Raw genomic sequence first — 9,549 nt, forward strand, 5'->3', positions numbered from 1 at the left:
AATATAGTTATAAAATTAGAGAAACATTTTTTTATTGGGCCACACATTTCTTCTTTTTATTCACCCCGTTTGGATATTTTATAGAAAACCGTGTACAAGGCCGGAGTGACAAACAGTGTCAGAAGGGTGGCAAAGGAAAGTCCGAACACCGTGGTCAGGGCCGCCATCAATACCGGACGGGCTCTGGAAACCGTGGCCTCTATCACAGCCGTATAAGGCTCCACACCGGCCTTCTGCTGAATATTTACCTCGTCGAGCAGCACAATCACATTCTTGATAATCATTCCCAGCAATCCCAGCCAGCCTGCAATACAGAAAAAGCCAAACTGAAATCCGGTGACCCACAGACCAAAGACCATCCCTATCAAAGACAAGGGTAGAATGAGGAAAATAATCAAGGGCTGACGAAAGTTGCCAAACAGCATGACCAGAATGACCAGCAGCATGATAAGTGCCAGGTTGGTCAAAGAATCGAGTACCTCCGGATCATCTCCGCAGAAGCGTGCCTCAATCAAGGCCTGCGGAATGGAGTTTATCTCGAAACTGTTCACACCGGAAACATAGCTGGCAAACGGTCGTACAACATAGCCTGAAGCTCACGTGACTTCTCCGGCGTGTCAGCTTCTACCAGGCATTGCGCATAATTAGGCTGCGGACCATAAGCCGCATTGGCCAGGTAATAACGGGGCGGCGTCTGCCCGACAAACGACGACACCTTTTTCACTCCTTCCAAAGAATTCAGATAGGCTGTCATCTCCGTCATCTGACGGTCACTTTCTTCTATACGTGTACCCTCGGGTAACCAGACGTCGACCGAAAAATACTGCTTGTTGAGCAAGGGCATAAACTGCTGCGGAATAAAGCGGAATCCCCATCCGGCAATGACCAGCAACAGCACCATCGCTCCTAAAACCACATAGCGTCTCTGTATGGTCCATCTCAATGCCTGCCGGAACAGGTCGTATGCACGGCCGCTGAACAATTCGCCCTTCAGCTCATCCGGACGCGGACGACGCACAAATTCCCTGTCAGGAAGTGCATTGAAGCGGACCACACACGCCACAGAATCTTTTTTCCGCATCTGCAACGCCATATCCTCGGGCACGTAGGCTTCTACCTTGATGCGTGAAAGGTCGATAAACGTCACCACCGGAACCGACGGTTTCACATCCTGGTAGCGCTCGATATGCGCCTGCTGCACATAACCGTCGAAAGGCGCATACAGACGGCTGTCTTCCCACGCGTTGACTGCCGCTTCATAATCCGCTTTGGTGCGTTCATAGTTTGCCTTTGCCTGCTCATAATTCATGCCGGAGATGTTATCTTTGGCATATAAGCTGGATATACGGGCATAATCAACCTCCGCCTGACGATACAATGCCTCCGTGCGCTGCTTCTGGATGACAAAATCACGTTCATCAATGGCCGCAATCAGTTGTCCCTTCCGAAAAAACTGTCCCTGCTGCACATCAAATGCATGCACAAGTCCTCCCACCCGAAAAGATAATTCAGACAAGCGGTAAGGCTGCGAAATAAACGTATAGCACCGTGAAGAGGGAGCCTCCATGACTTCGGCATGAACCACCTTCACGCTGGGAAAAGAAGTCTGTTCCTGTGGCGTACGGCTGCATGCGCACAAGCACATCCCTGCAAGAAATAAAATCTCTGTTTTCATTCTTCTACAATATTATCATTCTACGCCACAAAGATAGCAGGCCCCATCGTCCCCTTTCACGGGAATTACTTATCCCTACGGTGCTGGGAATGGTTTTCTCGGCCATCTTCATCATTACCGACGGCATTTTTGTGGGAAAAGGTATCGGCAGTGACGCCCTGGCTGCCGTCAACATTACGGCTCCGCTTTTTCTCATCAATACGGGAGTGGCGCTGATGTTCGGTATCGGTGCATCGGTTGTAGCCTCCATTCACCTGTCGCAAGGAAAGGTAAAGGTCGCCCGCATCAATATTACGCAAGCAGTAGTGGTTTCCTCCTTATTGCTCATCGCCTACGCCGCAGTCATCCTCTGCAACGTGGAGAAAATTGCCTTGCTGCTGGGAAGCTCTCCCCGTCTGCTGCCTCTCGCCACGGAATACATGCACTGGTTTGTCCCCTTCCTGGTCTTCAGTGCCCTGCTGAGTTCCGGCATGTTCTTCGTGCGACTGGACGGCTCGCCCAATTATGCCATGGTGTGCAACATCATACCGGCCCTGCTGAATATTGGACTGGACTATCTGTTTATTTTCGTTTTCAAATGGGGAATGTTCGGTGCGGCCTTAGCTACCAGCCTGGGATACATCGTAGGTGCCCTGATGATTCTGATTTACCTGATGCAGCCGCACCGGGTACTGCACTTGTGCAAAGTGAAATTATCATCCAAGAGTCTGCGTCTCACCCTCCGCAACACGGGCTATATGTGCAAACTGGGATTGTCCAGTTTCCTCTGTGAAGCAGCCATTGCCACTATGATGTTTACCGGCAACTACGTATTCATTCACTACCTGGGTGAAGACGGAGTAGCTGCCTACAGCATCGCCTGCTACTTCTTCCCCATCATTTTTATGGTATACAATGCCATTGCCCAGTCGGCACAGCCCATTCTCAGCTACAACTTCGGTGCCGGAAATCCGGAGCGCGTACGGGCAGCCTTTCGCCTGGCCCTGCTGACCGCCATCTCCTGCGGTGTCGTGGTATTTGCCGTTACAACCCTGTTCTCCGCTCAAATCACCTCGTGGTTTATCGACAGTTCCTATCCGGCACACGACCTGGCCGTCAAAGGACTTCCCCTGTTTGCTTCCGGCTTCGTGTGCTTCGGCATCAACATTGTATCCATCGGCTATTTCCAGAGTGTGGAACGCGACCGTCCGGCCATGGCCATCACCCTGCTGCGTGGTTTTATCCTCATCCTGTTCTGTTTCTGGCTGATGCCCATCCTGTGGGGAGTACCGGGAATCTGGCTGGCTGTCCCCGTTTCCGAACTGCTGACCTTTCTTTTTGTCATTACCATCTATTGTCGCAGAAAACGAAGCTAAAGATTTATTACCTTTGTGCCTGCATAAACGCAAAAAGGAATGAAAGCTTTTATTGAGATACTTCGTGAAAAATACGGACTGGCACAGCCGGAAGCCGAAAAGCTGCTGGAACAGATGGAACTGCTAACCTACCGGAAAGGGGGACATATCGTACGGGAGGGAGAGCGTAACTCTTCCTTCTATCTAGTAACCGACGGCATCTGGAGAGGACATTATCTGCGCGACGGAGTGGACATTTCGCTCTGGTTTGCCTTTCAAGGTGACAGTATCTTTTCCTCCTGGGGATATGTGGCCGGACTTCCTTCTCTGGTTTCCATCGAAGCCATGAGCGACAGCCGTGTCTATCGTATTTCTAAAAGCAAACTGGAGACTTTTTTCTCTTCTTCCGTCTTGTTCGCCAACATCGGAAGAGTCATCTTTGAACGCCAGTTTCTGGACATGGAAAACTGGATGATAAACGGAGGTGCTGCACAAGCCAAACAGCGTTACCTGACACTCCTGGAGCAAAATCCGGAATTATTGCAGCACGTACCGCTGAAGCACATCGCTTCTTATTTGTTTATCACACCTCAGTCGCTCAGTCGTATACGGGCAGAACTGAGCAAGAAGAAATAACGGTATGAATACTTATCGAACTCCAGTGATGGCATTAATCCAATATCTACCGTCCCGGTATGCAACTTGAATATTTATTTGATGCGTATACTTCCCGGCCTGATAAGTAACCTGATAATTATCAGGCTCCAACGGAACAACCTTCAGACTGTAAAACCACATACTGTCGAAATCAAAATTCGTAATCAAAAGGTCATAGCCCCCGAAACCATCCTGTAGATTTTCTAATTCTACCTTCTTGAATTGTTCTAAAGCTGTGTGAGACAGATGAGACAAGCGAAAAGACTGCAACTTGGAATTCAAATCGCTACACATGCTGCAATAGGTAGCCACGTAAAGTTTATAAAAACTTTCGACCAATGATTCTCCCGACGAACTATCTATTTTATATGAAGCTGTATTTTCAAAACCGGTCAACCACTCATTTCCATATTGACTACCATTTTCAATAGGGGTAATATATACTATCTTACATTTTTCATTCACACACCCCACTTTTAATGGAATCTCCACCAGACTAGCACTATCTTTTTCATTCCAAAGATAGCTTACCATATACCAATCGTCTGCAATTTCTCTTACATTTAATGTCTTAATTGCATCTGAATTCATATCCTGCGCCCGTATAATCGGATCTCCTCCCGTGGCATTACGCATTCTTTGAAGTTTAGCAGCCAATTCTTCAGTTAAATACTTCCTGCATAGTGCTTCATTGGTTGAATCCACATTTAAAATATTCGTCATATAGCTCGCATAGAACGTTTTAATTTCATCTATGCATGCACCGGAGCAGACAGTACTAAAACAAAACAACAAAACAGATATAAATATAAACCTTCTTTTCATGGTATAATATAATTAGGCTAAATCTCCAGATTGTACAGCTGGAAACATTCTTATTCGCGATTCCTTCAAACTAATCTGCACAAATATACAAAAGTCCCCCCACAAAACATGAAAACCATACTTTTTTATTTGCCAATTTCAGCCAATACATGCTAAGTATCAAGAAAAAAAATTCCGTATAACCCTTTCGGATTATACGGAATTTCTGTTATCTATTTGTTACAAGTTATTTGACCTCCTCAAAAATAAACACATCTGATAATCACATACTTTACTATACCATGGTACAAATATGGTAATTTTATGAAGGGTGTTTTTCAAGCCTTGCAAAAGAGAATTTGAGGGAATTTATTTGCCCATGAAGATACCTGCAGAACTATACCTTACTGTAAGTTTATAGATATTTAACTATTTGTCTTTTATCTTTCATTTGTTTACACTGATTCGGCATTGATTTCACTTGTTCATATTTTGTTTTCATGACACTCTCCATTCCGATTGAATGGCGCTGATGGCACTACTATTTGTCTTTCGATAGTTATGGATTTGCTTCGTATTTTTGCGCTGAATGATAAACAACGATAAATATGAAGCAGAATAAATACAGCATCCTACCAGCGATTATTGAAGCTCTCATCATACTTACAACCTCCATGCTAACTTTGCTGCTGAGAGAAGTGCCAGGCATGATGACATACATCATACCGATCACCCTACTTGTAGTCTATATCCTATTGAAGTTTTTCTATCGCAAAGGAACTTCTTGGATTCATCGGCATGCAACTTCTAAAGGAAGTGTAGCCAATCTTTCTACAGAAAGCGAGCAGTCCGAACATCCATTGGGTAAAGCTGAAGTACAGAAGAAACGCATGGAACTGTTCCATCACGAATTTCAATTGGAACAACAATCCTACTTGCTCCAAAAGGAAAAAGAGAATGACCTGAAGCTGGCAGCTATCCTTAAATACACCCGTGATACGTTTAAGCGGCTGGACTTCGATGAAACAGAAATCTTCCAGATCTGTGAGTGTGTACGCTACTTTGTGACCAATCAGCAGGTATTGAATCAAACAGAGGTGCACATCAAAAGGCGGATGAACGTTACGCAGATTGCACTCAAAAATTTTGCCTGGAACATCGCGTTCCAGTACAATATCAGTGGCGACCTTACTGCCAGATTTGTCATTGCCACCTTTAACGAATGGTTCAGCAATACTTCATTCGCTACAGTGCGGAAGAACCTACGCACCACGACCGGAAGGCATGTCATTGAGATTGACGAAAACATTCTGTGATTTTGCAGTGAAAAGAAAAAATGATTCTCCAAGGCTCAGTACCTATCATGCGGTGCATAGCGGGAAGAAGTCGAAATGTAGCTCTTCCCGTTTTTCTTGTGGCAATACAACTGCATTTTTCGATAGACATAAATACTTTACTTTAGGTTAGCGCATATATAAAGCTAACCCACGTAAACTAAACTGTTTTTCCAGACGGTGTTGTTTCAGCCAACGGCTTTATTTTTCTTTTCACTGCAAAAAACTCTTTTACAGCATTCTTGCATTTACAAAACGGAAAACAGACATTTTGAAGTGAATAATTCACGTGAAAATTTCACCCTACGAAAAATATGATTATCTTTGCAAGTGACAAGGCTTTGCCCTTTATACAAATAAACAACAAGTCAGCATCCTCATTAAATAGAAGCACTATGATACTCCGCCTGATTTTGAAGAACTTTCTTTCGTTCGATGACGAAGCTCAGTTCGATATGTTTCCGAACATGAAACGTACCCAGCTGGCTGGGCATGTCTATACAGACCTTTGTGATGTACCTCTGCTGAAGCAGGCAGCCATCTACGGCTCCAACGGTGCCGGAAAGTCCAACGTGGTCAAAGCCATGGAATTTCTGCGTGCCTTTGCGTTGAACAAGGACTTTGCCAAGAACTTGGAACTTGGCAAGTTCTTCTATCTGCTGAAGAAAGATGCAGGCAAAGAGCCTATTTCATTGGCTGTGGAATTTGAGATACAGCAGCATTTCTTCTTTTACGAAGTGGAACTGACCGAAACCTTTGTAGCCAAGGAAGGGTTGTATGAGTCGTTCCCGAAGGAAGGAAAGTTAGATTTGATATACGAGCGCAAGCAGGAGGAGGTGGAATTTGCGCAAGCAGCGGATGATGCCATTGCAGAAGCTACCCGGAAAATGCTGGAAAAGAATCCGCTCGCATCGTTGATGGCACTGAACCGGGAGTTCCCGATTATTGCGGACGCCCGTTGTGCATTGGCTGCTCAATGGTTCAACGGACAGCTGGAAATCATCGGTGTACACACTTTTCTGCCGACCTTGATCGATTTACTGCGCGACAATCAACCCATGATGGAGTTTGTCCGTCAGTTGGTCAGCAGCCTGGAAGTGGGTGTCAACGACATGACCTTGCAGGAAACGGATTTCGACAGTTGGGCTAAACAGCACATCGCCATCGCCCAAAACCTGCCGGGTGATTTGGATAAGGTGAAATCGCTTTCGCTGAATGCCAACACCACTCCGGTACTGTCCATCAATGTAGAAAATGGGGTGCGCAAGGTCTATCAGCTGATATTCGACAACATCGGCAAGGGTGGATTTGTGGGCAGTCTGGACACCAGCATGCAGTCGGACGGAACGCTGCGTGCCTTGACGCTGCTTCCGGCACTCTACTATGCCTGCAAGCAGGGCAAGACGGTAGTGGTAGATGAAATCAACTGCTGCCTGAGTCCCACTATGGTAAAAGGCATTGTGGAATACTTTGCAAAGACAGCCGACACCAACGGCCAGCTCATCTTTACCACTCATGACAACCAGTTGCTCGATGAGCGCGACATTCTCCGCTCGGATGAAATCTGGTTTGTGGATAAGCGTGAAGGAGCTTCAGTGCTCTATTCGCACAATGATTTCAAGGAGCACCACACCATTTCTCCCTTCCGAGGGTATAACGAAGGACGCTACGGAGCCATACGGTTTGTTAATTTGCTGAAGGACTATGCCAACTGATCGGAAACTCACTTACGGAAGAAGGACAAGGGAACTGGATCTTCAACCTCAGTCGCCATCGGTGGCCGAAGTACCGGCTCAGCCAAGTGAAGCCGGAGCGATGCCTGTTCGTACTTTAAAAGGGTATGAAAAGACAGATGGTACGCTTTCCTATAGCATTGTCTGTGTCATCTCAGGCGGTGAACGTAAGGAAAAGGATTTCCTGCGTGAACTGATCCGTCAAAAGGAACTCCGTTCGCTGAGAGTGGCTTTTGTTTCCAAGGAGGGACAAGGGCTGCAACCTTACCAGATGCAAGCGATATGGTCTGCCATCCGGCAGTCAGGAGAAGTTGCACTTGCCAACCAGCATTATCAGCTGGACGATATGGATAAGGTATTCCTGCTGAGTGATGTGGATGAGTTCTACGACCAGCTTGTCAAGATAAGCAACGAATCTGATGATCAGGAAGCAGCACAATGGATTGTCAGCAATCCCTGCTTCGAAATCTGGCTTTACTACTGCTTTAAGAATGACCCAGAAACCGATTTGGCAAGTCTCAAAACATTCGATATAACCAAGCGTAGCCAAGAGATGAAACATTTGGGAAATATGCTTGTTCCCGGTGGACTGAATCCGCTGCGGGCATTCGAGCAAATGGCTGAAGGCATCGCACACAGCCGGGAACATTATGCCGAGGACGAACAGCGCATCCCTTTGCTGTATGCTACACAGATGCACGAAATGGCTCAGTATCTCATCGACACGATGAACCGTACCGCCAATGAATACAATGAGTTTATTCAAAGGAAACAGGCATGGCGTGAAAAGATGAAGAGGTAAGATTTTAAAGCCCAACGAATAATAACGATAATAAGGAAAATCGTAATAATTTGCCTATATTAAGCGTGTTATTACGATTTTTTTTACCTTTGCAAAGGTAATAGTTCCATTTAAATCTTTTAGGTATGAAACATTGTGATTTATCTGTCGGCGATTGGATTATAATCGAAAATTGTTATGCCTACATATTAGCTGTTCACGATATTTTTTATGAAACATTCCATACAGAAGTGCAAGAAAAAAGTAGTTTGAAAGGAGACTATGTTTATTCGCTCATCGTTTATCGCATCTATTGTACAACGAAAGGAAAAAAGATAAATCGCAAGCCAGCCTATTTTACTCATGGAGTTGAAGATTATAGAAGTTTGGCTCCTGATGAAAAGAATTTTATATCCCAATTATTGAAATCCAATTCTGATGAATTTAATCATTGGAAAGCCGGAAGCGTGCTACCTTCTGAATATGAACATATCGATCTCCCTGTTTTATCAAGCACACCTAAAAGTGTAATGAACAGGTTTAAGAAAGCAATCAAACAGCTGACCCCTCCTTACACTTTTAATGATTTATTGGAAGTATGTAATGACATTAAATCAATAGATTGGAAACATATAAATGAGGTAGATGACAACTATATATCATTTGATATGTATTTTACAATAGGAAATCATCAAGGAGATTCTATACTGTTTGACAGGATAAAGAAAATTGATTATACTGATTCCGAGGAGGATAATATGACTTTGGAGTCTTTTTTCACCTTTGAAACTGCTTTCTTGTCACTAGCTCGTTTTATAAAAGAATACGATGTCATATACCCATCTGAAAAGAATACGGTTCTCTTGGAACAATTAAAAAAGATATGGAGCGGGTTGTTTCACCAAAACTGGAAAGAATCTCCATTAGCTTTTGATTTCTTTACGCATGCCCCTAAAATACAGTCCTACAGCTATGAATTAGCGAAAGATACAGTGTTAGAATTTCTCAAACGTAATGTTCAGGAACTAGATTGTCAAAGATTGGTAGATTTTCTATGTGAAGAGGACAAAGAAAAGAAAGTATACAAGAAAGTATATAAATTATTAAAGGGAATGTAATCAATCGTGATTTGCTGCCACATTCTTATTGTTGGCAGCAATTATCACTTCTATTGTTGCTAGAAGGTAACCATTCTATTTTCCGCCTTGACACGCATGTTCCCTAAACCTAC

At 44.5% G+C, this 9,549-nt stretch carries 7 protein-coding genes and 2 pseudogenes; 6 read left to right on the forward strand and 3 right to left on the reverse strand.

Annotated features, from left to right (window positions below; genetic code table 11):
* Positions 1 to 56: 56 nt before the first annotated feature.
* Positions 57 to 1,027 (reverse strand): annotated as a pseudogene (locus WKT20_RS06025) (efflux RND transporter permease subunit); the annotation flags it as partial.
* Positions 1,028 to 1,069: 42 nt separating this feature from the next.
* A pseudogene (locus tag WKT20_RS06030) lies at positions 1,070 to 1,675 on the reverse strand (efflux RND transporter periplasmic adaptor subunit); the annotation flags it as partial.
* Between the two features lie 11 nt (positions 1,676 to 1,686).
* Between WKT20_RS06030 and WKT20_RS06035 the strand changes: the two are divergent.
* Together WKT20_RS06035 and WKT20_RS06040 are read left to right on the forward strand one after the other, a co-directional pair.
* Complete coding sequence (locus WKT20_RS06035) at positions 1,687 to 3,030, forward strand: MATE family efflux transporter (protein WP_340417036.1); 1,344 nt, start codon at positions 1,687 to 1,689, stop codon at positions 3,028 to 3,030.
* A 39-nt stretch (positions 3,031 to 3,069) separates the two neighbouring features.
* Positions 3,070 to 3,645, forward strand: a complete 576-nt coding sequence (locus tag WKT20_RS06040) for a Crp/Fnr family transcriptional regulator (protein WP_340417030.1) — start codon at positions 3,070 to 3,072, stop codon at positions 3,643 to 3,645.
* A 12-nt stretch (positions 3,646 to 3,657) separates the two neighbouring features.
* Here the strand turns inward: WKT20_RS06040 and WKT20_RS06045 are convergent, their stop codons facing one another.
* Positions 3,658 to 4,491: a DUF3828 domain-containing protein gene (locus WKT20_RS06045; RefSeq protein ID WP_118165169.1), complete on the reverse strand. Its 834-nt coding sequence runs from the start codon at positions 4,489 to 4,491 to the stop codon at positions 3,658 to 3,660.
* A 587-nt stretch (positions 4,492 to 5,078) separates the two neighbouring features.
* Between WKT20_RS06045 and WKT20_RS06050 the strand changes: the two genes are divergently transcribed.
* The 4 genes from WKT20_RS06050 (at position 5,079) to WKT20_RS06065 (ending at position 9,436) form a co-directional block, all read left to right on the forward strand.
* Complete coding sequence (locus WKT20_RS06050) at positions 5,079 to 5,786, forward strand: hypothetical protein (RefSeq protein WP_340417031.1); 708 nt, start codon at positions 5,079 to 5,081, stop codon at positions 5,784 to 5,786.
* A 413-nt stretch (positions 5,787 to 6,199) separates the two neighbouring features.
* Complete coding sequence (locus WKT20_RS06055) at positions 6,200 to 7,519, forward strand: AAA family ATPase (RefSeq protein ID WP_340417032.1); 1,320 nt, start codon at positions 6,200 to 6,202, stop codon at positions 7,517 to 7,519.
* A complete protein-coding gene (locus tag WKT20_RS06060; protein WP_340417033.1) occupies positions 7,509 to 8,339 on the forward strand; it encodes an RloB family protein in 831 nt (276 codons plus the stop codon). The genes WKT20_RS06055 and WKT20_RS06060 overlap by 11 nt, the downstream gene beginning before the upstream one ends.
* 125 nt (positions 8,340 to 8,464) lie before the next feature.
* A complete protein-coding gene (locus WKT20_RS06065; protein WP_118441631.1) occupies positions 8,465 to 9,436 on the forward strand; it encodes a hypothetical protein in 972 nt (323 codons plus the stop codon).
* Positions 9,437 to 9,549: the final 113 nt, after the last annotated feature.

The sequence above is a fragment of the Phocaeicola sp. ICN-14070 genome, assembly GCF_037892625.1.
GTDB lineage: Bacteria > Bacteroidota > Bacteroidia > Bacteroidales > Bacteroidaceae > Phocaeicola > Phocaeicola plebeius.

Bases quoted from the DNA above. Each gene is read 5' to 3' on its own strand.
- WKT20_RS06055 (WP_340417032.1), top strand. From the start codon at position 6,200: ATGATACTCCGCCTGATTTTGAAGAACTTTCTTTCGTTCGATGACGAA.
- WKT20_RS06040 (WP_340417030.1), top strand. From the start codon at position 3,070: ATGAAAGCTTTTATTGAGATACTTCGTGAAAAATACGGACTGGCACAG.
- WKT20_RS06045 (WP_118165169.1), bottom strand. From the start codon at position 4,491: ATGAAAAGAAGGTTTATATTTATATCTGTTTTGTTGTTTTGTTTTAGT.
- WKT20_RS06050 (WP_340417031.1), top strand. From the start codon at position 5,079: ATGAAGCAGAATAAATACAGCATCCTACCAGCGATTATTGAAGCTCTC.
- WKT20_RS06060 (WP_340417033.1), top strand. From the start codon at position 7,509: ATGCCAACTGATCGGAAACTCACTTACGGAAGAAGGACAAGGGAACTG.
- WKT20_RS06065 (WP_118441631.1), top strand. From the start codon at position 8,465: ATGAAACATTGTGATTTATCTGTCGGCGATTGGATTATAATCGAAAAT.